Here is a 23,699-nt window from a genome sequence, read left to right as displayed (position 1 = left end):
CTCCTTTGGCGTTGCTCTCTGAATTAACGATGGCATGAAACTGGCGTAAAGTCACAGTGAGACTTACGCGGCGCGCAGCATCATCTCCACGCCCAACCCCACCAGACAGAACAGAAAACAGCGTTTAAACACCACAGGAGAAATCACTCGCCGCACACGAGTCCCTATCCACTGTCCCAGTAGCGCAGGAAGAATGGCAAATGTCGATAAACTCAGGGACTGAACAGGTAACGCATCGTGCCACCACAAACCCAGTGCTAACGCCAGCGTCGAAAACGTAAACGAAATGCCAAGCGCCTGCACCAGTTCATCCTTTTCAAAGCCCAAAGACTGGATCCATGGCACGGCGGGCATCACAAATACCCCCGTTCCCCCCGTCAATAAACCGGTCACGAATCCAATGACAAGGGAAAAGGGTTTTTCACGCTGCGGGGCCACCGCAATTTTCTTTCCCGCCAGCGTCCAGAGGGCATAGGCAACCAGTGCCATGCCAAGCGCAAACTGGGTCCGGGTTGTGTCGCCCCCGGTGATCCAGACACTGGCAAGCAAAGTGGCAATCACCACCGCCAGCAGCATAGGCCACAGCCGTTTGAGCAATTGACGCGTATTTCCGCCACCGCCAAACTGAAACAGATTACTGATCAGCGAAGGCAACAGCAGCATGGCCGCCGCCGCAACCGGTGAAATAAGCGATCCGAGGATCCCCATCGCCACGGTGGGCAGCCCCATACCGGTGACACCTTTCACCATCCCGGCGAGGACAAACGTGACGGTAATCATCATCACCAGGGAGGATTCAAATGCGTATACATTGGCCATTCTTTATTTTCCCACAAAAAAAGATAAGCCAGGTTAAACGCGACTATGAATACTTGCTTCGTCGGGTGACGAAATATGCCATCCAATTATTCGCAGATAATCACTTCGCTGCGGATATTACGTGCACAATATAAGGTTCCGTCTATCAGATACAATTGATGAAAGCGCGTGTTATCTGGGATGTTGTGTAAAAGGGAACGCTCAGTATCAATGAACTCTCGTTGTATCCGATAATGAACCGCATCATCAGTTTCAAAGGAAACGTATTCCCGTTTGGTATAGGGTTTACTTTTTAATTTCACATACACAATGTATTGCACCGTACTGAATGTCAGTCCAGTTTTTGCAGCAATCTCTTTCAGATTTAGTGGTTCAGAAGACGTATAGAGAGTTTGTACCTGCTCAATACGTTTTTGATTGTAGGCGGATACCCGCAGGCTGAGTTTCAGTCGATACGCCATATTGCGCACAACCGTAATATTAGTGCGAAGCATCCCCGCAATCTGCTCCGTCGTGAGAACGCCTGCGTTTTCACGCAGGACGGCCAGACTTTCTTTATTCCACCTGAATGCCATATAGCGTTTCTCTTTGTATCGCGTTCATCGGGCGGCCAGTCGCGCAAACGTTGCATCTAACTCAGGCGGTTTCCGCATCCCCTGGTGTAATTCCAGCACGCGACCGTCCCTGTCAATTAACACCGAGGTTGGCGTGCCGATGACCTGATAGCGCTCCTGGGAAATCTTAAGCTGATCGCGGAGTACCGGATAAGAAACCTGATGTTTCACCAGTAAGTCATCTATGTTAACCGTCGCCGGATCGGTATTCACAGCCACGACCACAACGTTATCGCCCCACTTTTTACTTAACGCTTCCAGCGCGTCCATTTCGGCAAGACAGCCACCGCATCCCGCCGACCAAAAGTTTAGATAAACAGCCTTTCCACGCCAGCGTTCAAGCCCAGCTTCTCCCCCCTGCAGGTCGAATGTTGCCAGCGCCGGGGCTTGCTGCCCAACCACCAACTTTTCTTCTTTACATCCACTAATCAGAACCAAAATGGCGAAAGTTAATACGTTAATCCAGCGCATGTTGATTAGCCTCCTCACCCTGATATTTGCCATGTTGCAAACGGATAATACGATCGGCAAATAACCCCAGCGCCGGATTATGCGTCACCATCACAATCGTGCGCCCCTGCCGATGCAGGTCAGTGAGTAGATCCAACACCCGCTGTTCATTCTCTTCATCGAGGTTACCCGTAGGTTCATCGGCAAAAATCACCGGCGGCTCATTGACCAGCGCCCGGGCAATGCACACCCGCTGCTGCTCCCCCCCAGAAAGTTGACTCGGCAGGTGCGTTACTCGATGCCCAAGACCGACTTGTTCCAGAACCTTTCTGGCCGCCGCTTCATCTACCACGCTATGGTAGTGTTGCGCCAGCATGATATTCTCCAGCGCGGTTAAAAACGGGATCAAATGAAACTGCTGGAATACCAACCCTATTTTCTCAGCGCGAAAACGGCGACGCCCCTCTTCATCCAGTGCGGCAGCATCAATCCCATCTAAAAACACCTGACCTTCTGTCGCGGTGTCCAGGCAGGTCAGAATATTCATCAGCGTCGTTTTACCCGAACCAGAAGCGCCCATAATCGCGACAAACTCCCCCTGCACTATTTGCAGGTTGATGTCATCTAAGGCGGTAACATCGCCGAACCGTTTATATAAATGGCGGGTTTCAATCGCCATTGACGGGGTCTGCACAACGGACATGGCGTTACTCTCCTTTCAACACTTTTGCGGGTTCGACGCTAACCGCGCGACGGACCGGAACAATCGCCGCCAGAATGGCGACCAGTAAAGATAATGTCAGGGTGACGGGCAGCACTGGCCAGCGTAGCGATATTGCGGCATTGAATACGGTCAGCCCCAGTAGTTGGGCCAACATGTACCCTAAGATCCACCCACAAACCACTGCAGCCAGCGCGATAATGCAGGTTTCGAGGAGAATTTGCCGGACAATATCACCGTTGCTGGCTCCCAACGCTTTTTGCAGCGCAAATTCCCTGGCCCGCTCACCCACAATGGCCATCAACGTGGTATTCACGCACAAAGAGGACAGCGCAAGGATCACAACCGATACCAGCCCCATTAACCCTTTTATTTTATCCAGTACCTGTCCTTCTGAAGCGGAGACTTTCCGTATTGGACGGATCTCCAGATCCGGGTATTGAGCCTGCAATCGGCTGGCATAGTTTTCCACCTGACCGACATCGTTACTGACACTCAGCAGCCCATGGCTAATTTTACCGGGCTGATGCAACCACGCCTGCGCCACATCAAGACTCACAATTAGCATGTTATCTGTCGCATCACCGGCTTCAACAATGCCTTTTATCTGTAAGTTTTTGCGCTGATTGTGATCCACCAGGGTGATGTTATCGCCAGGCTGGACGTTAAGACGCTCCGCCAATTTGACGCCAATCATCGCATTGCGATCGTCAAAGCTGACACCAATCCAACTCCCCTGAACCTGCCAGTACGGCACCAGCTTTTGCAAGGATTCAAACCACACGCCGACAATCACCACCTTCTCCAGCTCGGTACGCGCCATACCGTAAAGCCAAGGACTGGCTCCGTGAACCAGGCCTTGCGGTGCCTGATCTAAAATAGTCTGCAACGCTTGCTGCGGCATGCTGGAGCCATGGCCAGGCCCGATGTAGAAATTTGCGCCAAAGGTTCGCAATTCTTCACTCATTTTGGTATTGATGTCGAACCACACCGCAGATAGTGCGGTCACAATGGTCGCCCCGACCATCAATGCGGCAAATACTACGCTAACTCGCTGAAAACGCAGACGCAGCGCCCGCCATACCAGTAGCCAGAGCATGGTACGTTTAGCGGCCATACAGCACCTCCACAGGATACAGGCGGGCAATACGGCGGGCCGGGAACCAGGTGCCAATCAGGGCAATAAGGACCGCAATAACCAATACACATGGCACCACAATCCAGGCAAAATTCAATGGCGCATCAAATAGCATCAGGCCAATCGCTTTCGCCATTCCCCATCCAGCAACACATCCCAATGCCCCTCCGGCCAGTCCACTGGACGCGGCTTCAAGATAGAACAACAGCATGATTTGCCACTGATGCGCGCCAAGCGCCTTCATCAGGCCGATCTCTTTAGCGCGCTCCATAATGGTGCTGGTCATCAGTGACGCGATTCCCATAGCCGAAGCTGCCAGTGCTGCGACGGTCACGACTGCCATCAGCAACTGAATTTTATCGATTACAACCCCCTCAGATGCGGCAACCTGCCATACAGGGCGAACTTCTGCACCGGAAATAGCCTCCTCCAGTTGATGAGCAATGGACGAGACATAGGCTGTGCAGTACCAAAGGTCATACTCTTCAGCATTCAGTGCATCAAGATTTTCACGCGCCCGGCGCGACAACTCATTTTCCGGCACCGTCAGCGCCGAGACACGAATGGCCTGCACTTTGCCGGGTAGACCCAGCAACGTTTGCGCCGTGCTCAACGGCATAACCAGTTGGTTATCCTCATCCCCGCCGCTGGAGAGGATGCCGCTGACGGTCACATTCAACGTTGTATTACTGGTACGGATCACCAGTTGATCGCCTGGCTTCCAGCCCGTTTGTCGTGCCAACGCATGCCCTACCAGTGTTTGAGGAGCATCACCAGCAGGCTCTTGCGGCCAGTCGCCAGTCACTTGCCAGAACGGGCTTACCGTTTTTTGCCCCGTCTCAAACCCTTCTTCATCTGGAATATCTACCGGTTGGCTGAAGAAGGTGCCGAGAATACGTACTTCTTTGCTGTTAACGTCGACACCACCGCCAAGCATAGGGGCAAAGCCGACAATGTTGTTGCGCCAGAAGATATCCTTAATGTTGGGGAGTTCCGCTTCATCAAGGAAATCCTGTCCTGATAGTGGATTACTGTTTTCACTGAAAAGTGCAGGCAGCGCCGCCTGTCCGGCAGGTTCAATCAAAATATTGGCACCATAGGACTTCAACTCTCTGGACATTTTATCGCCAATATCAATCGACACCGCCAGCAGGGCGGAGATCAGGCTGGATGCAAGAAAGACGGTCATAATAGCCAGCCCCTTGCGTCGGAGATTACGCCCCCAGGATTGTCGTAACATTCGCCACAGCATTGTTACTCCTCCCTCAATTCGGCAGGGACGAACTGTTCCGGCGTTTTACGGAAGCGATCGTAATTGGCCTCGGACGAGAAAAACCAGGTTTTGCCACCATAGCTGTATTTGTAGTCAGCAGAGGTATTCGTCAACGTCGAACCATCAACCGGGTCGGTCACCTTGATGGTCATGACCGTCGAGAAGTAATTCACGCCAGCAGCCAGCTCTTTACCTGGGATCACCAGCTCTTTCTCATCATTACGCCAGTTTTCAATCGGCACCGGATTGCAACCACCAGGTTTACCAATCGAAGGAATGAAAATGTGTACCCCGCATGCCACGCAGATAACTTGATTACCTTCCATCACGTAACCCTGATCGCCACACAGTAGACAGGCATCAAACACGACCCCCAAACGCAACTTGTCGGGATAACGGTTAATCACGAAAAAACGTACCGCTTTACCATCATCAGCCACCCAAACAAAGCGGTGCAACTTGCCATCACGGAGTTGTTCTATTGGCAGATGAACCATGCCATCACTGGCAAGTTGTACCGGAATGGCTTCTGACAACTGCGGCGGTTGAGAGGCGACTTTTTCCCACCACAGTTGCCCGGCGATCACCACCACCGCACAACCTAGCGTGACCAGCCAAAGACGAAACGTATTTCGACGATGTGCCAGCGCCAGTCGATAAGCAATCGGCTCATCGGCTTTACGCGTCTGGCGGATCGCGCGTAACAACGCCGGTACCCAGCACAGTGCCAGAGCAAGTAATAGGGCGGCCCCCAACCAGTTATACATCGCCGCGTTGTTGGTCACTTTGGCCACGAAACTCAATAGCGATTTCGCCAGCGGTAGCACCTGCAGTTTCATTAACAGCAGCAACAAATTACCGCTTAATGGCAGCCAAATCATGACCATCAGAATCAGCGTCAACGGCCAGTAGAGTCCACGAATACGACGCAACAGCATGGCGCTCAGTACTCCCGCAAGGCAGAGGATCGCAAATGCCAATAGCATTGCCGTCAGATTCAACAGCAGATCGGTATTTAGCACATGGGTGCTGGTTAATCCGCCGAGATTGGGATCCAAAGCCCAATGTCGGGCTGCGCCAAACACCAAAATCCCCTGCCACAGGTAGCGAATGCGCTTTGATACCCACCAGAAGCTCAATACAAACAGCAGCGTAATCATCACTTCTGTGCCAACCAGCAACAATTGCACTGGCTGAGAGCCACGGAGGGTAAGTCCCACCAGCACGCCAAGGATTAAGCCTGTGAGTAAGGTCCAGACGAGTGGGCGTAAAGAAGGGGGATCGATGCGACTCCAGAGAACCCCGGAGAGCAGCGCAATGCAGAAAAAAACCTGTAGCGTCGTGACAAAAAAATAACTCATAACATCGACTCTGTACGGCGGATTGAATGATGTAACTATCCAGGTACATCGATAATTTAGAGCCTGCCCATCAGGGGGATAAGTTCGCGGTCAGTTAAGACATGAGCAGTGCAAAACAAATCGTGGGTACACTTCGTACGTAAGATTGTGAGCACTGCCCGGTCCAAATGGCAAATCAAGCAGCCTGATGGAAAAAGCGCTTAGTTCAGGCCGACGTATTTAAATTCATAACTCACATCAAATGGTTTCCACCAGCGACCAACGCCGGTCTCACTGTCTGTATGACGGTGCATACCTGCTTTTGACGGCGGTTCGATGTGATAGGTCACTTTATAGTTACCCACCCCCATCATTTTGATGTTCGCACCGTAATGAGGGCCATCGCTGGCAACCATCGGCATGAACGTACCTTCTTGTTTTTCACCCGTATCACTGTTAATCAAGGTGTAACTGATAGTCAGATAAGGGATCCACTCGCCTGCGCCAAAACCATTTTTACTGCCTTCCACGGCATGAATATCCGCTTCAAGGTGAATATCGGCTTTTGCGGCCGGTAACCCCATGCCACGCGGTTCCATATCGATTGGCTGCAGGTACACAGCGGCCAGTTCCATCTCATTCATGGTGACAGGCTCGCCTGCCGGATACTCCTTAAAGGCAAACGCTGCCGGAGCAGTGAAAATACCGGCCATCACTGCACTGGCAATCAGGGTTTTCTTCATGGTCATCAGACATATCCTCTCGTCTCAAATAACAGCTATAGATTAGTTTTTATCGTTTCCCCAGGAACAGTGCTTTTCCGCCGCATCACCCACAGCGCCACCAGCGCCGCAAGTAGCAATAGGGCCTGCGGTAATAACGTTTCCACGTAGGGATAAATTCCCAACCAGCTGATTTCAGGGAAGCCGTTAATCAACGTTGGCTGGAACAGCTTACCTTCCACCAGTTCCAGAACCCCTTTGCCCGCAAATACAAAGGCCATCAGGTACATAAAACTGCCGGTAAACATAAAGAACGGCTTCAAAGGCAGGCGTACAACCGAGTAGCGCATAATGAGCCAGGCGACCAGCAGAACAACACAGCCGATAACAAAACCTGCCGCAATCGCCATATGCCCAGAAATATCATTCGCATCCCCGATCAGGGCGTAGTAAAACAGCACGGTCTCCGCCCCTTCGCGGTAAACCGCCAGGAAGCTGGTAAGCCACAGTCCAACCAGTGAACCACGGGAAAGTGAGTGGGACAGTTTTCCTTCCAGCCATGCTTTCCAGTGGCGAGCCTCGACTTTAGACAGTAACCAGTAGCTCATGAAGAACAGCATGACGACGGCAATCAGCATCGTGACGCCTTCCAGCAGTTCTCGGCTGGCGCCGGAATTCGTGAACAGGAGTTGGAATATCACAGCGGTAATGACGCTGGCGATTAATGCGACAATCACCGACTGGCGAATTAACGGAAGTTTATCCTGGTGATTGTTTTTCACCATATAAGCCACGATGGCCGCCACAATAAGCAGGGCCTCCAGTCCTTCACGGACAATGATCATCAGGCTGTAGAGCAGCAGGCTCCACTGGGTCTCTTCTCCTTCTCCCAACATCACCACCGCTTTTTGTAAATCCTGCTCCAGTGCGCTGGCTTCGGCGTTGAGTCTTTCCACTGGCTGACCCGCTTTCATCAGACTAACCAGACGCGTGAAGTAAGCCTCCAGAGAGGTTTTAAACGCCGAATCGCGAGAACCGATTTTGTTTTCCATACCGCTAGCTTCAAAGCGGTCAAAATAACTGTCTTGCACATCCAGAATGGCATTTTTCGCATCGCCCTCCTGGTAACGGGCAATCGCTTTCTGAATACTTTGGTGGATACACAACGAGACGGCAGCCCAGTCTGCGCGGGCTATATCATCCTGTGCCGTGGGCGTATTCCCCGTATTTTGCACCGCCGTAACCTGCTGTTCGTCACGGGTCGTAGGCAGACCAGGCAGAAGATCCTCAATATCCTGTAACAGCGTAGTGACCTGATAAGAGACATCATTAAGGCGATCCGACTCTGCGGTGAGCGCAATCAACGCAGAAAATTGCTGGTTAATCGCAGCAGCGTCTTTTGCCGATCGATTCTGTCTGACCGACATTTCCATCTCTGAGTTTTTAAAACCCTGGTAGTGCGCTTGTTGAACGTTCTGGCTGGCTACGCTTAAATTCCCGGCCTGATAGTTATTTACTGCCTGGGCCAACAAATCGTCGATAACGCGAAAACTCTCTTGCCAGTGTACGGCGATATCTGTCCTGGAAAACGCATTGTGCTGCTCTTCGGCAACCAGGCGATGTCCGCCATCTAACACAGGTTCAACTTCACGCAGCGAGGCTTTGAGCCAGTCGATTTTAGACTGCACGTCAGAGAGCGATTTTTTTTCGCCAATCATGCGACGGATCTCACCAAAAGCGCTTTCCATCTCATAACTTTTGCTGGCGGAAATGTTGATTCGGATAGGACCTTCAAGGTTTTCAAATACCTCAAAGTAAGCCATTTGCACCGTTCGCCGTGCTTCATCAGTTTGTTGTTGAGAGTAAAGTTCTGCTGTTTTATCAAGACGTTGCTCAATATCCTCAATTAATGGAGCATAGTTTGTTGCAGCCCATACATGAAGGCTTACAAGCAAGCTACACAAAGTGGTCAGCAGGAAAACACAGAACTTACGCACGGTACGCATCCCGTAAAATACAAATGATAATTATTATCATTACTGATTTTAGCTTGCGTTGTACATGACCTGGATCATAAAAATGTCAATAGGTAACAAGTTATGTAAATTTATCTCATGAAAATGTGATGAATACGAAATTGAGACATTCGGGATTTATTAATGATGCCGTCAATACAGGAGAATTTATCGGTGATATGGAATAGAGTTTCCCCATACTCACTGACGCAAATGAGGCCGACAGTGAGTATGAAAATAAACGTTATTTAAAACAAAAGTGTTCAGGGAACTATTATATCAGGACTACGAGTAATCCGTTGCAAAAAACGGCCGTAACCCTGTTCGCCTGTCCAGTAGTTGATGCTTCTCTCAACCCCACTCGATGTCAGGGTCGCACCAGAAATACCATCTACTGTATATTCATCGATATTCTCTGGTTTCTCCTGAGTTATTCTTAATGCTGGCATCCAGTTATTATCAACCACTTTTTTACCCGCCCATTGCTTGCGCCAACTCTCATCTTCCACTCTGGCTCCCAAAAAAGGAGTTTCCCGCTGCTGATAGTAATACAGGTTTTTAACCGTACGTCCGTCTGGGTCAAGAGCCAGAAAGGCATACATCATTGACTTCGCGCCCTTACCAAAAACAGGGAGTATAATTTGTTGAATTTTATTATTTTTATCTTTTACCAGATATACATCTGCAATCGTACAACGCTGATGGATCTTCGCGGGATCATGTTCCGGAGCGAGTTTTTTACATCCCTGCGTCTGGACGTCATCAGCTACCCACTCACCAGAATCCAGATTAACCTTACGCGCTAAAATATAACGTTGATACAAATTTTTAATTGTTTTTTTATCCTGCGCATCTGATTTCAACAAGCCTGAAGCATGCAGAATGGCGGCATGTTTCTCTTCACTGGTAGGTTCAGTGAGTTCCCCCTGATACATCATAAACCAGACAATAGCAGCAATAAAAATAAGGATACAAAAAAACATCATTGATATAACAATAACTTTACCCTTGCGCATTATTCTATAATCCCTGCGAGAAATAAGATATTTAAAACACCATCAGATATGCCATTACCTTTGTGGATTTGCAACTACAGAAAAAATCAAAAATATATAGCTATTAGTATATGATTTCAGGATCCAATATCAGAACAACATGTTTTTCTTACCTTTTTATCGTAAAAAAATGCCGGGTTTCCCCGGCACAAATATCAGAACATTTTCGCCCACCACAACCGAAGCTTCATGCCCCAGTAACTGGTCCAGCCGCTGGTTGTCGACACCACGCGACCGTGCGACATCACCACCAGCGTTGGCGTGACGCTGATATCCCAGCTGCGGGAGATGGTCCCGTCGGCATCGTTGATGACGGGAAAGTCTACGCCTTTACGCGCCAGCCAGCGCATCACCTCCACCTCATTACCAGAACGCAGCGCAATGGTTATCACGTTCTCGCCTTCTGAGTGCAGTCTGGCGATTTCCGGTGTCGTGAACCGACACACGCCACACCAGCTCGCCCAGAAATAGATCAGCACTGGATCCTCTTTGCTGAGCGCGGCCAGCGTAACGTTTTCACCATCCAGCGTCTGCAAAGGCGTACTGTCAAACGCAGCGGGAAGCTTAGGTGCTCGCCAGACATCCATCAACAACATCGCCCCGGCGAATAACACCAGTAAGATCAGTCCTTCGCGCAGCCAGCGGCGCAGTTTACTGACCATTTGCGGCCGCCAGTTTTTCTTTGACCACCTCTTCCAGTGTTTCCCACGGTACTGCACCCGGGATCAGCTCATCGCCAATAATCGTTGCGGGGGTTCCCTGCACACCCACCAGTCGCGCCAGTTGCAGGTTAGTGCTCAGCGTCTCTTCACTTTGTGCATCCAGCGTCACAGGGCTGGCAGCGGCTTTCTCCTGTGCCTGTTTAATACTCACTGCCGTGTGGTAGCCCTTCTTCTGCATCAGTTTCTCATGTAACGCCAGAAACTGCTGCGGATGCTCACGCCAGGTCGTCAGCGCGGTTCGCGCCGACAGAACCGAACTTTCCCCTTTAAACGGCAGCGGTTTAATCACCACCGCCACATCAGGATATTTCTGTACAATTTTTTCCAGCATCGGATCCAACTGCTTGCAATACGGGCAGTTGTAATCGGTGAAATTGATCAACGTTAGTTTAGCCTGCCTGGCACCAATACGAGGGCTATTGGGATCGTTAAACAGCGCTTCCTGAATCAGCGCTTCAATTTGCTTCTCCTGTTCAGGCGCAAATGGCGCAGGTTCTTTCGCCACGCTGACGGCAGAAAACAGGGTTAGCAGCAGGGCAATCATCATTTTCATGGGTTCACTCCTTTGGCATCGGCCAGTGTATTCAGCACCGCATCGCGGGTTAACAACGTTGGCAATGCCTGGCCTTGCGGCATACCGGGGCCATAAATTTGGTTGAACGGCACAGCAACCTGGCCGCGTTTTTTCAGGAATTCGGTGATCGCTTCAGAGGGCAGCGTCCAGTCCCCCCGCAGAGCCACCACATCGGATTGTTGCAGTGCAGTCTGAACATCTTCTTTTTGTAGCACATTGAATTTATTGACTTTACAGGTAATACACCAGTCAGCCGTCACATCTACAAATACGCGCTTATGCTGGGCCAGTGCATCTTCGATGGCCTGATCGCTCAGCGGTTGCCAGTTCACACTCTCTTTGGCTGCGCTTTGGCTTGCGACCCCCAAATGCGGGAGCAGCAAGGTTGCCAGCCAGATAGCCGAGCCAAGCATCATTACGCCGAGAAGACGCCGCAAGATATTCATCCAACGCCCCGGACGCGGCAGACGCAGCGCCAGACCCGGACGCAGTGCCACCAGCAACCATGGCAAGCTCATCCCCAGCCCGAGCGCGAGGAACAGCCCCCATAGCGTCGGCAGCGAGGCGGTCAACGCCACCGCCACTGCCGTCCCCAGGAACGGAGCACTGCACGGTGTGGCAAGCAACGTCGCAAACGCGCCCTGCCAGAAATGCCCTGACAAGCCGTTACCGCCGCGTGTTGCCAGTATGGTGGTCATTGCTGAAGGAAGGCGAAATTCAAACAGCCCAAACAGGCTGGCGCTGAACGTCAGCATCACCAGCATCATAAAGCCGATAAACCACGGACTCTGGAACTGGATCCCCCAACCAAGCGCCTGATTGGTCAGACGTAGCACCGTCATCAGCAACGCGAGGGCCATAAAAGAGACCAGGATGCCAGCCACCGATGCCAGAAACTGGCGGCGAACCTGAAGACGGCTTTTCTCCTCAACCAGTAAAATCGAGCCCAGCTTCATGCCCAGCACTGGAAGCACGCAGGGCATTAAGTTAAGGATCAACCCGCCTGACAGCGCCATCAGCACCACCTGCCACAGTGGGATCGCTGCATTCGGCACCACTGGCGCATCGCCAATGGCAAGACGACTTTCCTGCGCAACGCCGTTATCAGCCAGAACCAGTGTAAGTTGCTTACCACGAAGATTCGGCGCCCCTTCCCCCCAGCTGTCATGAACCGGAACCGTTGCCCATAGTGTTTCGCCCTCTACACGGATTTGCGGCATACCAAAATCCGCATCATCAACGGTGTCCAGGTACAGGCCTGGCGCAGACCAGCCCCCCGTACGACGCGCCTCAACCACCAGCTCTCCGGCTCGCGCCCCGGCACTAAGCGCATCGGTTAGCCCGCTGGCCAGCGGTATCTGCCCCATCGCTTGCGCATAGTCATGAGCAAAAGACGGGTCCTGGACGCCCGGCGTCACAGAAAAGGGAAAATCCGTTAACAGGCAGACATTGCTGCAGGTTGATAGGGTCAATACACCGTTAAGGGTGGCTGGCGTTGTGCCACGTACTACCATCGGAAAGGTGACATTATCGTGATATCCCTGGGTGGTGATATTGGCGACATCAAAACGCGCGGGAGTCGGCCAGTACCAATCAACAGCAGGCATTTTATCTTTCCAGACGATGGACGGTGCTACACCGCCCTCACCCGGCGATCGCCAGTAGGTTTTCCAGCCATCCTCCAGTTTAACATCGAGCAGCAGTCGGGTTTCACCGTCTGCAGCTGTATCGGCACGTAACCGCACACTGGCGTGATTGTTATCGGGTGAACGCAGCCAACCGATATCAGCCGCCCAGGATACGGGCAGCCATAGCAATAACAGGCAGAGCAGCGCCTGCCTGGAAACAGTCTTCATATTTTTTCTCCGTGAATAATTTTCTAACAGTCAGCAACGGCTGCGCTGTCATTCACGGAAGACACAAAATCGGAGATGAACCCTAAGTGTGGGCGGCGAGATAGCGCGCGGAGGGAAAAAAGGGAGGCGAAATGCCCGCACGGGCGTCAACAGCGACAGGAGCAAACATAGCACCAGAATCGCGCCTTCAAACAATACTGGCGGTGCAGCCAGCAATGATTTTGCACTCAGCTCACAAGGCGTAACGGGTGAAGCCTCATCGGTATCAGCCTGGGCGCTCGCGACAACAGCAGTGGTCGCGGTGTTCATCTGCAACGCGTGCAGACCCGCCATGCGCTGCGCGGTGCATACCATCACCACAACACATGCCAGGCAGAGGAACCACCATCCCATCCGTTGACGTTTCGCCATTATACCCTCACTGATTGACGCGAGTTATCTTAGTCACTGGCGAGGTTTTGGCAACCTTTACCCTGTAAAGTTATGTCGGCAGAGGCCGGTCAATTCTCATTCCTCCCCAGCGCGCTGCCCAGAAATGATAATTAATCTTGTTAATTAATTTCATTGTTGCAAAATAATAGTGCTAATAAAACAAGACTGGAAATATCACAGGGTTTATTATCAGTCATTCCAAAAGCGTCCCAAAAGATATTTCACCACTGATGATAAAAATGGATGAGAAATCCGCCAGTGGATATTCCTACGTAAATGAAAGTAAGGGCCAGCACATTTTCGGATAAATAATGTATTATAACTTACCGCAATGAACGTTATGTTCATCATCAAAAAAATTGTTTGTTAAATGTTATTTAGAGTATATGGAAATGAAAAAAATCTTACTTCCTCTTCTGGGCCTGATTTTTACTGTGAGCGTTCAGGCAGCAATATTTACCGATGGCAAGGAATATATTTCACTTGAAAAGCCAGTTGCGACAGCGCCCGCTGCGCTAAAGTTCTTTTCATTTTATTGCCCTTCATGCTACCAATACGATGAAGTTCTGGAAGTCACTGATAATGTGAAAAAAGCATTACCTACTGATGTCAAACTTACTGAGTATCACGTTGATTTCTTAGGTCCGTTGGGGCCGGAGATGACGCACGCATGGTCTGTCGCTATGCTGTTAAACGTGGAAGATAAAGTAAAACCTTTACTGTTTGATGCCGTGCAGAAAAAACAAACTGTTAAAACAGCAGATGATATTCGCAATGTATTTATCCGCGCTGGCGTCAGTGCAAGTGACTATGATGCTGCATGGAATAGCTTTGCCGTAAAATCATTAACGGCGAAGCAACAGGAGTTGGCTAAAGCGGTAGACCTGAAAGGTGTACCGGCTATCTTTATCAAGGGTAAATATATGATTAACCCGAAAGGATTAAAATCAGATAACGTTAACGCTTTTGTCCAGAACTACGCTGATACCGTTCGTTTTCTTTTTTCCAGACCTTGATAAGCCGTTAATATTCCTGACGCACCATTAACAGGAGCCAGAGCCTGTTCTGGCTCCTGTTGCTACAGGCAGACATTATTGACTGTCAACTGTCATATACGCTGGCAGAACCTTATTCAGAGGCGTAATCCTTCAGAACAGAGGCAACACGTATTCTGTAGTATGAAAAAATCAACTGCTTACCCTCCTGTTGTGCGGCCTGATGCCTGATGTTGCATTTCCATCTGAGCAATGCATCCTCATCCTCCCACCATGAAAGTGACAGCATTTTCCCGGGCGTATTAATGCTCTGAAATCGTTCGATAGAAATAAATCCTGGGATCTCTGCCAACAACGGCTTCAGCTCTGAGGCCAGTTGAAGATATCGCTCTCCAGCCTGAGGATGCACATCTGCTTCAAAAATAACGGCGATCATTCAGTATCTCTCCCTTGTTAATTTCAGCCACTCTATTACCGGGTTAAATGCCATGCTTCGCTCAACAACGAACTGTCTGGGGAAAAGGGAAAATGTGAGTGTGACATGTAAATAAACAAGCAGGCTCACCACATTAGCCGGTGACCCTTTTATGACCTGTGCCCCCCTTTTTCATGGTTGGCATTCGCGCCTATCAGGATTACCCTAAACTTAACGGTGATACCTTTTGAGAGGGATTGCCTTCTTCATGTGTTGATTTACACGAGAGAACGCTATGGAATTAAAGGATTATTACGCCATTATGGGCGTGAAGCCGACAGACGATCTCAAGACAATCAAGACCGCCTACCGTCGTCTCGCGCGAAAATACCATCCCGATGTCAGCAAAGAGCCCGACGCTGAAGCCCGTTTTAAAGAAGTTGCCGAAGCCTGGGAAGTACTGAGCGATGAACAGCGACGCGCCGAATACGACCAGCTGTGGCAGCATCGCAACGACCCGCAGTTTAATCGTCAGTTCCAGCAAGGAGAAGGTCAAAGCTACAGCGCTGAAGATTTCGACGATATCTTCTCTTCAATTTTTGGCCAGCACGCACATCAGTCACGGCAGCGCCACGCCAGTCGCGGACATGATATTGAAATCGAGGTCGCCGTTTTCCTTGAAGAAACCCTTGCTGAGCATAGCCGCACCATCAGTTACAACCTGCCGGTATACAATGCGTTTGGCATGATCGAGCGAGAAATCCCCAAAACCCTCAACGTTAAGATCCCGGCCGGTGTCGGCAATGGGCAGCGCATTCGCCTGAAAGGTCAGGGAACCCCTGGTGAAAACGGTGGCCCGAACGGTGATTTGTGGCTGGTGATTCATATCGCGCCGCATCCGCTGTTTGATATTGTTAATCAGGATCTGGAAGTTGTCGTTCCGCTTGCGCCATGGGAAGCTGCATTGGGCGCAAAAGTAACTGTACCAACACTCAAAGAGAGTATTTTGCTGACCATCCCCGCAGGAAGCCAGGCCGGACAGCGATTACGTATCAAAGGCAAAGGTCTGGTCGGTAAAAAACATACTGGCGACCTGTACGCGGTCATCAAAATCGTGATGCCGCCGAAACCTGACGACAACAGCGCCGCCTTGTGGCAACAGCTGGCGGATGCGCAGAAGTCCTTTGATCCGCGTAAAGAGTGGGGGAAAGCATAATGGCTAACGTGACCGTTACCTTTACCATTACCGAGTTTTGTCTGCATACCGGTGTTTCTGCAGAGGAACTGAATGAAATTGTCGGTTTAGGGGTAATCGAACCCCGTGAAGATGAGACCTTTGATGACCATGCGCTGACCGTGGTGCAACGCGCACTGCGTCTGCGCCATGAACTGGCGCTTGACTGGCCAGGAATTGCCGTCGCACTGACGTTGCTCGAGGAAAACGCGCAACTGCGGCAGGAAAACCGCCTTTTGCGCCAACGCCTGTCCCGATTTATTTGCCATCCGTGAATATGTTAAGGGTGCGGCGATGAGCCGCACCTACAGGTAAGTAGGGCGTATTTTTTATAAAGAACCACACTCATCAGATTCGATTTCTCGGTTACGGATTGTTGAGCTCAATACCCGCCCGGCAGATAGTCAGAAAAACTGCGGATGAATGACTCCATCCGCGTCAGCTTTTTAGCCAGAAATAACGTTTATGGGTAACCATCTCACCAGTACCGACAATGTCCTTCTGCACAGCGCGTCGATTTGCTGATGATCTGAACTTGCCTCCCCCAGAGAAACACTCCTGGACTGACCTGGATTCAGTTAAGGCTCTTACAGGTCATGAATACATCATGACCATGCCTTCAGCCACGCCAATATGGAAAGACTTTAGATGTGCAGTTAAATTGCAGCGTATGGCACTAAAAGGAAAAAACCTGGACTCGGGGTAAGCAAGTGTTCGAATGTTACATGAGGGGATTGGCGAATATTGCAAGTCTATTCTAATGCATCAAAAGCAAAAAGGGGTTACCTTTCGGTAACCCCTTTTCATGTTTGGCGGAAGCGTAGAGATTCGAACTCTAGAACCCTTTCGGGTCGCCGGTTTTCAAGACCGGTGCCTTCAACCGCTCGGCCACGCTTCCAATGAGGCGCACTATAAACATCCCGAACGGACCTGTAAAGCACCAATGTGTTCGTTTGCCTGAAAAACAGCCAAAATGTCGTTAATCGACTTAAATAACAACAAATTGACCGTTTATTCAGCACAAATCCGGGCTGCTGCTGTTTAATGTTTTTTGATGTACATATCTTTGGTGAAGTAATTCCCCCGATTATCCGGCGCAAATCCGCCTACCCACGGCTTCACCAGGTGTGTGCGGACATAGTGGTAAACCGGAATCGCCGGTACATCCTCGCCTAACACATCTTCCGCCTGCTGGTAATATTTCCCGCGCTCTGGCAAAGAACGGGCTTTTGCCGCATTACGCATCGCTTCATCGTAGGCTGGATTACTGTATCGGGTGGTATTTTCACTATCGCCTGTGCGGAAAATATTGAGGAAGCTCGACGCATCGTCGTAATCCGCTATCCATGCATAGCGTACGACGTCAAAATTGCCGGTGTGCATGGTATCCAGCATCGTTTTCCATTCCTGGTTTTGCAGCTTTGCCTCAACACCAAGATTTTTCTTCCACATTGACGAGGCGGCAATCGCGATTCGCTGATGCGTTTCGAAAGTGTTGTAGAGCAGATTTAATGTAAGCGGATGCTCAGGACCGTAGCCCGCTTCCGCCAGCAGTTTTTTTGCCTCGGCAATGCGTTTGTCGAGTGGCCATGATGCGTAGTCTGGCGCGTGTAATTTTACCCCGCCAATTTCAGGCTGGCTGATAACCCACGCCGCACGTTGTCCCTGCCCCATCACCTTTTGCGCAATGATGTCTTTATCTAACGCCATATTTAGCGCCCGACGCACGCGCGGGTCGTTAAACGGCGCACGCGTGGTATTAAACTGATAATAATAGGTTGAAAGCTGAGGTGAGACATGGAGTTCATCACCCATCGTCTTTTTCAATTGAGCAAACTGATTGACCGGAACACTAAAAACAATATCGATTTCCCCGGCTTTGTAACGGTTAACGTCTGCAGCCTCTGAACTGATGGGCAAATACGTCACTTTATTAATGACCGTGTGCTGATCGTCCCAGTAATGCGGGTTGCGCACGGCAACAATCCGCTCGTTGACGACCCACTGCGACAACTTATACGCACCACTGCTGACAAAGTGCTCCGGACGAGTCCACTTATCGCCAAAGCGGCCAATCAGCACTTTATCCAGCGGGACCAGTGATGGGTGCGCCAGCATCGCTAAAAATGCCGCTGTCGGCTGCGTCAGGGTAATTTCCAGCGTGGTGTCATTCAGTGCCTTGACCCCAAGCGTAGCGGGATCTTTTTTCCCCTGAGCAATATCAACCGCATTTGCGACATGCATATTGCCCAGATAAGAGGCATAGGGTGAGATAGTTTGCGGTGAAACCAGGCGCTGCCAGCTCCAGACGACATCCTGTGCAGTAATAGCCGATCCATCTGACCAGGTTATGCCTGGACGTAAATGAAAGATCCAGACAGTGTTATCTTTATTCTCCCAGGAGGCAGCAAGACGGGGCGCAATAGTGCCATCCAGGTTTACGGCCACCAGTCCATCGAACATATCGCTGATTAAATTAAACTCAACGTTGCTTTCAACTTTATGCGGATCCAGTGAGGCTGGCTCACTGCCGTTATTTCTGACCAGTTCTTGTTGAGCTGCCAGTTCTGTGCCCGCGGGAACTGTCGCAGCGCTCGCCATGCCGTTGATAGACATCAAACAGACAGCCAACAGCGTAAATGTAAATACCTTCGATTTATGTTGAGTCATTCCCTTTACCTTATTGTTCTGTTTTATGTTGACACCACTGTCACTCTTAAAGGCATGTAGGGAATAACGCAATATTTTTCAGTTACCTGGCAGATACCAATCTGACATTTTTGCATAAACAGTGGTAACATCTAATCCAGAAGCTTTTGCTGAAATAATATGCTTAAGCCTGGCGGGTTAAAATGCGTAAAGATGGGTAAAACCGCTGGGTCGTTACCGTTGATTTCATTATCCTCCATCATTAATTACATCTGTCATAAGAGAGTGACTCATGGATCGTATTATCAGTTCTTCGCGCGATCGTACATCGCTACTCAGCACGCATAAGGTGCTGCGTAATACCTATTTCCTGCTCAGCCTGACGCTGGCGTTTTCAGCTATCACCGCAACTGCCAGTACAGTACTGATGCTGCCGTCTCCGGGTCTGATTCTGACGCTGGTTGGTATGTATGGTCTGATGTTCCTGACCTACAAAACGGCAGATAAACCAGTAGGTATTCTGTCTGCTTTCGCCTTCACCGGTTTCCTGGGTTACATCCTGGGACCGATTCTGAACACTTACCTGTCGGCAGGTATGGGTGACGTGATCGGTATGGCGCTGGGTGGTACGGCGCTGGTCTTCTTCAGCTGTTCTGCGTATGTTCTGACCACGCGTAAAGACATGTCCTTCCTCGGCGGTATGCTGATGGCAGGTATCGTAGTCGTGCTGATTGGTATGGTTGCGAATATTTTCCTGCAACTGCCAGCGCTGCACCTGGCGATTAGCGCGGTGTTTATCCTGATCTCTTCAGGTGCCATCCTGTTTGAAACCAGCAACATCATCCGTGGTGGTGAAACCAACTACATCCGTGCAACCGTCAGCCTGTATGTATCGCTGTACAACATCTTCGTCAGCCTGCTGAGCATTCTGGGCTTCGCCAGCCGCGATTAAGATACCAACACGCATTATCCAGCCCCGCTTATGCGGGGCTTTCTTTTTTGGTAAACTGCCGCCAGTTTGACTAACGCAGTGAAGAATTATGTTGATCTTTGAAGGTAAAGAAATCAGTACTGATAGCGAAGGCTATTTAAAAGACACAACCGAATGGAGCGAGCCGCTGGCAGTTGCCATTGCTGAAAACGAAGGAATTACGCTGTCAGCAGAACACTGGGAAGTGGTGCGTTTTGTCCGCGAGTTTTATCTGGAGTTTAATACCTCCCCCGCTATTCGTATGCTGGTCAAAGCGATGGCCAACAAGTTTGGCGAAGAGAAAGGCAACAGCCGTTATCTCTACCGCCTGTTCCCGAAAGGTCCGGCCAAGCAGGCCACCAAAATTGCCGGTCTGCCAAAACCGGTCAAATGTATTTAGTAGCGGATACTAAAGCCCGTTAACGCTTCGCCAGGCCGATGCGGTTCGCTGAGAACTCTGTCTACCCTGGCGCTACGCGGGCCCCCGGCTTTTAACCACTTCATCAGTTGTTCTACCTGCTCGCTGTCACCGCAGGCGACAACCTCTACGCTGCCGTCATCCATATTCTTCGCGTATCCGGTCAATCCCAGCCGTTGTGCTTCATGCTGGGTGGTGTAGCGAAATCCTACCCCCTGAACCCGGCCATAGACCCAGGCGATTATGCAGACTTTCGACATTGCGGTTCTCCTTATCATCACAGCGCGCGTTGCAAATATGCGAAAAACTCAGGACAATGGCGCCCATTTCTTTGAATTGACAGAATAGTAAATTATGAGTGTACGTTTAGTGTTAGCCAAAGGGCGCGAAAAATCATTACTGCGCCGCCATCCGTGGGTATTTTCCGGTGCTGTCGCACGTATGGAAGGTAAAGCCAACCTCGGTGAAACCATCGATATTGTTGACCATCAGGGTAAATGGTTAGCACGCGGCGCGTACTCACCCGCGTCGCAGATCCGTGCACGCGTCTGGACATTTGACAAGTCTGAGTCCATCGATATTGATTTCTTCACCCGTCGTCTGCAGCAGGCGCAGACATGGCGTGACTGGCTGGCGAAAAAAGACGGGCTGGACAGCTACCGTCTGATCGCCGGAGAATCCGATGGTCTGCCGGGTGTCACCATTGACCGCTTTGGCAACTTTCTGGTGTTGCAGTTGCTCAGCGCCGGTGCTGAATATCAACGCGCCGCCCTGATTAGCGCTCTGCAAATTGTTTTCCCTGACTGCGCCATTTATGACCGTAGCGATGTGGCCGTGCGTAAAAAAGAAGGTATGGAGCTGACTCAAGGGCCAGTAACGGGCGAGCTTCCGCCAGCACTGCTGCCAATTGAAGAGCACGGAATGAAGCTGCTGGTTGATATTCAGCATGGTCACAAAACCGGCTATTACCTCGATCAACGCGATAGCCGCCTGGCCACGCGTCGTTATGTGGAAAATCAGCGCGTACTGAACTGTTTCTCCTATACTGGTGGATTCGCCGTCTCTGCATTAATGGGTGGCTGCCGCCAGGTCGTCAGCGTTGATACTTCCCAGGAAGCTCTCGACATCGCCCGCCAGAACGTAGAGCTGAACAAGCTGGATCTGAGCAAAGCTGAGTTCGTGCGTGATGATGTGTTCAAGTTGCTGCGCGCCTATCGCGATCGTGGTGAGAAATTTGATGTTATCGTAATGGACCCGCCGAAATTTGTCGAAAACAAAAGCCAGTTGATGGGCGCCTGCCGCGGCTATAAAGACATCAATATGCTGGCAATTCAGTTGCTGAATCCGGGTGGCGTACTGCTGACATTCTCCTGCTCCGGATTGATGACCACCGATTTATTTCAGAAAATCATCGCCGATGCCGCAATAGATGCCGGGCGTGATGTACAATTTATAGAGCAGTTCCGTCAGGCCGCCGATCATCCGGTGATCGCTACCTACCCGGAAGGGCTGTATCTGAAAGGGTTTGCCTGTCGCATCATGTAACTTGAAAAGTGGAATATTACCCTTACATAGAGGGTATCTATTTCCCGGGAGGTGACTATGATTGCCAGCAAATTCGGTATCGGCCAGCAGGTCCGCCATTCCCTGTTAGGTTACCTCGGAGTGGTCGTGGATATCGACCCGGAATATTCGCTTGATGACCCGTCACCTGATGAGTTGGCGGTTAACGACGAACTTCGCGCCGCTCCCTGGTATCACGTAGTGATGGAAGACGATAATGGCCTGCCAGTACATACGTATCTGGCTGAAGCACAGTTGAGTAGCGAGCTACAGGAAGAACATCCAGAGCAACCGTCGATGGATGAACTGGCACGGACAATCCGTAAACAACTCCAGGCTCCACGCCTGCGCAACTGACAACATTTCTCCGGCCTACGACAAACACCGTTGTAGGCCGGATATACAATGCGCCATCCGGCAACAGTACAACCTTACTTCGCCAGTCCCAGTCTGGGGATTTCAATCGCCGGGCAACGATCCATCACTACCGCCAGGCCCGCATCGCGCGCCAGCACAGCAGCCTGCTCATTAATCACGCCAAGCTGCATCCACAAGGTCTTCGCGCCAATAGCAATAGCCTCCTGTGCGACTCCCCATGCTGCTTCTGAGTTTCTAAAGACATCCACCATATCCACTTTCTCTGGTACGTCTGCCAGCGTCGCATAGCCCTGCTGCCCCAGCAGCGTTTTCCCGGCAACCTTAGGAGACACGGGGATAACGTGATAACCCTGATCGAGTAAATACTTCATCACCCGATAGCTCGGGCGATCGGGTTTATCGCTTGCTCCTACCAGCGCAATCGTACGGGTGGATGTCAAAATGCCAGCAATATCGGTCTCTTTCATCGTCTTCCTCCAGGCTGTTTTGCAAAGTGTACGACAAAGGTGACGTCGCAACCATTTATCCCATACTGGAGCATGAGAGCTAAACTGGAAAATATGTCTATATGTTAGTAAACGTGATTGTCGAAAAATTTAGATACATCTTATACAGAAATTTTCTGGACAGGAGAACCTTATGAAAACCGGCATTGTAACAGCCCTGATTGCTCTGTTTTTGCCGGTAACCGTTTGTGCGACCTCTTTGCGTCTGTCTAATGATATTGACCTGCTGGTGCTGGACGGAAAAAAAGTCTCCAGCTCATTACTGCGCGGTGCCGACAGTATTGAGCTGGAGAATGGTCGGCATCAGCTTGTCTTTCGCGTTGAGAAAACGATTCGTCTCTCCAGTCATGAAGAACGTCTGTATATTTCTCCTCCGCTGGTCATCAGTTTTGATACTCAGTTGGTTAGTCAGGTCAATTTTCATCTTCCCCGTCTGAACAACGAACGTGACGCAACGCATTTCGATGAAGCTCCCCGTGTGGAACTATTAGATGGCGATTCCATGCCTATTCCGGTCAAACTGGATATTTTGTCGATTACCTCATCGGCAAAAATCGTGGATTATGAACTCGAGACTGAACGCTATAACAAATCGTCTAAGCATGCTTCACTCCCACAATTTGCCACTATGATGGCCGATGACAGCTCTCTGCTATCTGGAGTTTCTGAACTGGATCGCGTGCCGCCGCAGTCGCAAACACTCACCGAGCAGCGCTTAAAATATTGGTTCCAGCAGGCTGACGCGCAAACGCGGAGTAATTTTCTGCAATGGGCAGAGAAACAACCACCCTCATGACGTTCATGTCCACCTACGCATTTTTTTTGTCTTTCTCTTGCAGC

At 50.5% G+C, this 23,699-nt stretch carries 26 protein-coding genes and 1 tRNA gene; 8 read left to right on the top strand and 19 right to left on the bottom strand.

Features of this window, described 5'->3' with window-relative positions; translation table 11 throughout:
- Positions 1 to 63 precede the first annotated feature (63 nt).
- The 14 genes from OGX91_RS01660 to OGX91_RS01595 form a co-directional block, all read right to left on the bottom strand.
- Entirely contained in the window at positions 64 to 819 is a 756-nt protein-coding gene (locus tag OGX91_RS01660) for a sulfite exporter TauE/SafE family protein (RefSeq protein WP_155020881.1), read from the bottom strand.
- An 86-nt stretch (positions 820 to 905) separates the two neighbouring features.
- Positions 906 to 1,394, bottom strand: coding sequence for a hypothetical protein (locus tag OGX91_RS01655; protein WP_286625281.1), 489 nt, complete (start codon positions 1,392 to 1,394; stop codon positions 906 to 908).
- Between the two features lie 24 nt (positions 1,395 to 1,418).
- Positions 1,419 to 1,904, bottom strand: coding sequence for a TlpA family protein disulfide reductase (locus OGX91_RS01650; protein ID WP_005122129.1), 486 nt, complete (start codon positions 1,902 to 1,904; stop codon positions 1,419 to 1,421).
- Positions 1,891 to 2,586: an ABC transporter ATP-binding protein gene (locus tag OGX91_RS01645; RefSeq protein ID WP_048212087.1), complete on the bottom strand. Its 696-nt coding sequence runs from the start codon at positions 2,584 to 2,586 to the stop codon at positions 1,891 to 1,893. The genes OGX91_RS01650 and OGX91_RS01645 overlap by 14 nt, the downstream gene beginning before the upstream one ends.
- Before the next feature lie 4 nt (positions 2,587 to 2,590).
- Positions 2,591 to 3,721 carry an ABC transporter permease gene (locus tag OGX91_RS01640; protein ID WP_040231844.1) on the bottom strand — a complete coding sequence of 377 codons (1,131 nt, stop codon included), beginning with the start codon at positions 3,719 to 3,721 and terminating at the stop codon, positions 2,591 to 2,593.
- Positions 3,711 to 4,994: an ABC transporter permease gene (locus tag OGX91_RS01635; protein WP_040231843.1), complete on the bottom strand. Its 1,284-nt coding sequence runs from the start codon at positions 4,992 to 4,994 to the stop codon at positions 3,711 to 3,713. Before OGX91_RS01635 ends, OGX91_RS01640 begins: the two co-directional genes overlap by 11 nt.
- A gap of 2 nt (positions 4,995 to 4,996) precedes the next feature.
- A complete protein-coding gene (locus OGX91_RS01630) occupies positions 4,997 to 6,376 on the bottom strand; it encodes a Fe-S-containing protein (protein WP_286625280.1) in 1,380 nt (459 codons plus the stop codon).
- Positions 6,377 to 6,576: 200 nt separating this feature from the next.
- Entirely contained in the window at positions 6,577 to 7,104 is a 528-nt protein-coding gene (locus tag OGX91_RS01625; protein WP_003035987.1) for an iron transporter, read from the bottom strand.
- A gap of 29 nt (positions 7,105 to 7,133) precedes the next feature.
- Positions 7,134 to 9,083 carry an FTR1 family iron permease gene (locus OGX91_RS01620; protein WP_286625279.1) on the bottom strand — a complete coding sequence of 650 codons (1,950 nt, stop codon included), beginning with the start codon at positions 9,081 to 9,083 and terminating at the stop codon, positions 7,134 to 7,136.
- Between the two features lie 272 nt (positions 9,084 to 9,355).
- Complete coding sequence (gene nqrC, locus OGX91_RS01615) at positions 9,356 to 10,108, bottom strand: NADH:ubiquinone reductase (Na(+)-transporting) subunit C (RefSeq protein ID WP_040231841.1); 753 nt, start codon at positions 10,106 to 10,108, stop codon at positions 9,356 to 9,358.
- A gap of 194 nt (positions 10,109 to 10,302) precedes the next feature.
- The gene (locus tag OGX91_RS01610; protein WP_040231840.1) at positions 10,303 to 10,809 is read right to left on the bottom strand and encodes a protein disulfide oxidoreductase; all 507 of its coding nucleotides are present in this window, start codon (positions 10,807 to 10,809) and stop codon (positions 10,303 to 10,305) included.
- The gene (locus tag OGX91_RS01605; RefSeq protein WP_286625278.1) at positions 10,799 to 11,422 is read right to left on the bottom strand and encodes a DsbA family protein; all 624 of its coding nucleotides are present in this window, start codon (positions 11,420 to 11,422) and stop codon (positions 10,799 to 10,801) included. Before OGX91_RS01605 ends, OGX91_RS01610 begins: the two co-directional genes overlap by 11 nt.
- The gene (locus OGX91_RS01600; RefSeq protein ID WP_149691708.1) at positions 11,419 to 13,299 is read right to left on the bottom strand and encodes a cytochrome c biogenesis protein CcdA; all 1,881 of its coding nucleotides are present in this window, start codon (positions 13,297 to 13,299) and stop codon (positions 11,419 to 11,421) included. Before OGX91_RS01600 ends, OGX91_RS01605 begins: the two co-directional genes overlap by 4 nt.
- A gap of 48 nt (positions 13,300 to 13,347) precedes the next feature.
- Positions 13,348 to 13,710 carry a copper resistance protein gene (locus tag OGX91_RS01595; RefSeq protein WP_149691709.1) on the bottom strand — a complete coding sequence of 121 codons (363 nt, stop codon included), beginning with the start codon at positions 13,708 to 13,710 and terminating at the stop codon, positions 13,348 to 13,350.
- A 413-nt stretch (positions 13,711 to 14,123) separates the two neighbouring features.
- Here OGX91_RS01595 and dsbA point away from each other — a divergent pair, with 413 nt between their 5' ends.
- Positions 14,124 to 14,747, top strand: coding sequence for a thiol:disulfide interchange protein DsbA (dsbA, locus tag OGX91_RS01590; protein ID WP_149691710.1), 624 nt, complete (start codon positions 14,124 to 14,126; stop codon positions 14,745 to 14,747).
- 112 nt (positions 14,748 to 14,859) lie between these two features.
- On the opposite strand, the gene OGX91_RS01585 is transcribed toward dsbA, so the two are convergent.
- A complete protein-coding gene (locus OGX91_RS01585) occupies positions 14,860 to 15,162 on the bottom strand; it encodes an antibiotic biosynthesis monooxygenase family protein (RefSeq protein ID WP_286625276.1) in 303 nt (100 codons plus the stop codon).
- A gap of 274 nt (positions 15,163 to 15,436) precedes the next feature.
- Between OGX91_RS01585 and cbpA the strand changes: the two genes are divergently transcribed.
- Both cbpA and cbpM read left to right on the top strand, forming a co-directional pair.
- Entirely contained in the window at positions 15,437 to 16,357 is a 921-nt protein-coding gene (cbpA, locus tag OGX91_RS01580; RefSeq protein ID WP_005123501.1) for a curved DNA-binding protein, read from the top strand.
- The gene (cbpM, locus tag OGX91_RS01575; RefSeq protein WP_005123502.1) at positions 16,357 to 16,650 is read left to right on the top strand and encodes a chaperone modulator CbpM; all 294 of its coding nucleotides are present in this window, start codon (positions 16,357 to 16,359) and stop codon (positions 16,648 to 16,650) included. The genes cbpA and cbpM overlap by 1 nt, the downstream gene beginning before the upstream one ends.
- Before the next feature lie 535 nt (positions 16,651 to 17,185).
- Here the strand turns inward: cbpM and OGX91_RS01570 are convergent.
- Together OGX91_RS01570 and OGX91_RS01565 are read right to left on the bottom strand one after the other, a co-directional pair.
- Positions 17,186 to 17,273 (bottom strand) — tRNA-Ser (locus OGX91_RS01570).
- 143 nt (positions 17,274 to 17,416) lie between these two features.
- Complete coding sequence (locus OGX91_RS01565) at positions 17,417 to 19,045, bottom strand: ABC transporter substrate-binding protein (RefSeq protein ID WP_286625273.1); 1,629 nt, start codon at positions 19,043 to 19,045, stop codon at positions 17,417 to 17,419.
- Between the two features lie 271 nt (positions 19,046 to 19,316).
- On the opposite strand from OGX91_RS01565, the gene yccA reads away from it, so the two are divergent.
- Complete coding sequence (gene yccA, locus OGX91_RS01560; RefSeq protein ID WP_003035917.1) at positions 19,317 to 19,976, top strand: FtsH protease modulator YccA; 660 nt, start codon at positions 19,317 to 19,319, stop codon at positions 19,974 to 19,976.
- A gap of 88 nt (positions 19,977 to 20,064) precedes the next feature.
- Positions 20,065 to 20,394 (top strand): sulfurtransferase TusE, encoded by a 330-nt coding sequence (tusE, locus tag OGX91_RS01555; protein WP_005123506.1) that lies wholly within the window; start codon positions 20,065 to 20,067, stop codon positions 20,392 to 20,394.
- Here the strand turns inward: tusE and yccX are convergent.
- Positions 20,391 to 20,672 carry an acylphosphatase gene (gene yccX, locus OGX91_RS01550; RefSeq protein ID WP_005123507.1) on the bottom strand — a complete coding sequence of 94 codons (282 nt, stop codon included), beginning with the start codon at positions 20,670 to 20,672 and terminating at the stop codon, positions 20,391 to 20,393. The two genes, tusE and yccX, sit on opposite strands and share 4 nt — an antisense overlap.
- A 94-nt stretch (positions 20,673 to 20,766) precedes the next feature.
- Between yccX and rlmI the strand changes: the two genes are divergently transcribed.
- Positions 20,767 to 21,957: a 23S rRNA (cytosine(1962)-C(5))-methyltransferase RlmI gene (gene rlmI, locus OGX91_RS01545; RefSeq protein ID WP_032936284.1), complete on the top strand. Its 1,191-nt coding sequence runs from the start codon at positions 20,767 to 20,769 to the stop codon at positions 21,955 to 21,957.
- Between the two features lie 57 nt (positions 21,958 to 22,014).
- Positions 22,015 to 22,332 carry a heat shock protein HspQ gene (gene hspQ / locus OGX91_RS01540; RefSeq protein ID WP_005123508.1) on the top strand — a complete coding sequence of 106 codons (318 nt, stop codon included), beginning with the start codon at positions 22,015 to 22,017 and terminating at the stop codon, positions 22,330 to 22,332.
- 74 nt (positions 22,333 to 22,406) lie between these two features.
- Here the strand turns inward: hspQ and OGX91_RS01535 are convergent, their stop codons facing one another.
- A complete protein-coding gene (locus OGX91_RS01535; RefSeq protein ID WP_006685217.1) occupies positions 22,407 to 22,820 on the bottom strand; it encodes a CoA-binding protein in 414 nt (137 codons plus the stop codon).
- A 172-nt stretch (positions 22,821 to 22,992) separates the two neighbouring features.
- On the opposite strand from OGX91_RS01535, the gene csgI reads away from it, so the two are divergent.
- Positions 22,993 to 23,655 (top strand): curli synthesis inhibitor, encoded by a 663-nt coding sequence (gene csgI, locus OGX91_RS01530; protein ID WP_149691713.1) that lies wholly within the window; start codon positions 22,993 to 22,995, stop codon positions 23,653 to 23,655.
- The last annotated feature ends 44 nt before the right edge of the window (positions 23,656 to 23,699 follow it).

This window comes from Citrobacter sp. Cpa228 (genome assembly GCF_030333085.1).
GTDB lineage: Bacteria > Pseudomonadota > Gammaproteobacteria > Enterobacterales > Enterobacteriaceae > Citrobacter > Citrobacter pasteurii.
The sequence above is the reverse complement of the archived record's forward strand: the minus strand, read 5'-3'. Positions and strand labels throughout refer to the sequence as shown.

Excerpts from the sequence above, each read along its gene's own strand:
- OGX91_RS01660 (WP_155020881.1), bottom strand. The coding sequence starts at position 819 with ATGGCCAATGTATACGCATTTGAATCCTCCCTGGTGATGATGATTACC.
- OGX91_RS01655 (WP_286625281.1), bottom strand. The coding sequence starts at position 1,394 with ATGGCATTCAGGTGGAATAAAGAAAGTCTGGCCGTCCTGCGTGAAAAC.
- OGX91_RS01650 (WP_005122129.1), bottom strand. The coding sequence starts at position 1,904 with ATGCGCTGGATTAACGTATTAACTTTCGCCATTTTGGTTCTGATTAGT.
- OGX91_RS01645 (WP_048212087.1), bottom strand. The coding sequence starts at position 2,586 with ATGTCCGTTGTGCAGACCCCGTCAATGGCGATTGAAACCCGCCATTTA.
- OGX91_RS01640 (WP_040231844.1), bottom strand. The coding sequence starts at position 3,721 with ATGGCCGCTAAACGTACCATGCTCTGGCTACTGGTATGGCGGGCGCTG.
- OGX91_RS01635 (WP_040231843.1), bottom strand. The coding sequence starts at position 4,994 with ATGCTGTGGCGAATGTTACGACAATCCTGGGGGCGTAATCTCCGACGC.
- OGX91_RS01630 (WP_286625280.1), bottom strand. The coding sequence starts at position 6,376 with ATGAGTTATTTTTTTGTCACGACGCTACAGGTTTTTTTCTGCATTGCG.
- OGX91_RS01625 (WP_003035987.1), bottom strand. The coding sequence starts at position 7,104 with ATGACCATGAAGAAAACCCTGATTGCCAGTGCAGTGATGGCCGGTATT.
- OGX91_RS01620 (WP_286625279.1), bottom strand. The coding sequence starts at position 9,083 with ATGCGTACCGTGCGTAAGTTCTGTGTTTTCCTGCTGACCACTTTGTGT.
- nqrC (WP_040231841.1), bottom strand. The coding sequence starts at position 10,108 with ATGCGCAAGGGTAAAGTTATTGTTATATCAATGATGTTTTTTTGTATC.
- OGX91_RS01610 (WP_040231840.1), bottom strand. The coding sequence starts at position 10,809 with ATGGTCAGTAAACTGCGCCGCTGGCTGCGCGAAGGACTGATCTTACTG.
- OGX91_RS01605 (WP_286625278.1), bottom strand. The coding sequence starts at position 11,422 with ATGAAAATGATGATTGCCCTGCTGCTAACCCTGTTTTCTGCCGTCAGC.
- OGX91_RS01600 (WP_149691708.1), bottom strand. The coding sequence starts at position 13,299 with ATGAAGACTGTTTCCAGGCAGGCGCTGCTCTGCCTGTTATTGCTATGG.
- OGX91_RS01595 (WP_149691709.1), bottom strand. The coding sequence starts at position 13,710 with ATGGCGAAACGTCAACGGATGGGATGGTGGTTCCTCTGCCTGGCATGT.
- dsbA (WP_149691710.1), top strand. The coding sequence starts at position 14,124 with ATGAAAAAAATCTTACTTCCTCTTCTGGGCCTGATTTTTACTGTGAGC.
- OGX91_RS01585 (WP_286625276.1), bottom strand. The coding sequence starts at position 15,162 with ATGATCGCCGTTATTTTTGAAGCAGATGTGCATCCTCAGGCTGGAGAG.
- cbpA (WP_005123501.1), top strand. The coding sequence starts at position 15,437 with ATGGAATTAAAGGATTATTACGCCATTATGGGCGTGAAGCCGACAGAC.
- cbpM (WP_005123502.1), top strand. The coding sequence starts at position 16,357 with ATGGCTAACGTGACCGTTACCTTTACCATTACCGAGTTTTGTCTGCAT.
- OGX91_RS01565 (WP_286625273.1), bottom strand. The coding sequence starts at position 19,045 with ATGACTCAACATAAATCGAAGGTATTTACATTTACGCTGTTGGCTGTC.
- yccA (WP_003035917.1), top strand. The coding sequence starts at position 19,317 with ATGGATCGTATTATCAGTTCTTCGCGCGATCGTACATCGCTACTCAGC.
- tusE (WP_005123506.1), top strand. The coding sequence starts at position 20,065 with ATGTTGATCTTTGAAGGTAAAGAAATCAGTACTGATAGCGAAGGCTAT.
- yccX (WP_005123507.1), bottom strand. The coding sequence starts at position 20,672 with ATGTCGAAAGTCTGCATAATCGCCTGGGTCTATGGCCGGGTTCAGGGG.
- rlmI (WP_032936284.1), top strand. The coding sequence starts at position 20,767 with ATGAGTGTACGTTTAGTGTTAGCCAAAGGGCGCGAAAAATCATTACTG.
- hspQ (WP_005123508.1), top strand. The coding sequence starts at position 22,015 with ATGATTGCCAGCAAATTCGGTATCGGCCAGCAGGTCCGCCATTCCCTG.
- OGX91_RS01535 (WP_006685217.1), bottom strand. The coding sequence starts at position 22,820 with ATGAAAGAGACCGATATTGCTGGCATTTTGACATCCACCCGTACGATT.
- csgI (WP_149691713.1), top strand. The coding sequence starts at position 22,993 with ATGAAAACCGGCATTGTAACAGCCCTGATTGCTCTGTTTTTGCCGGTA.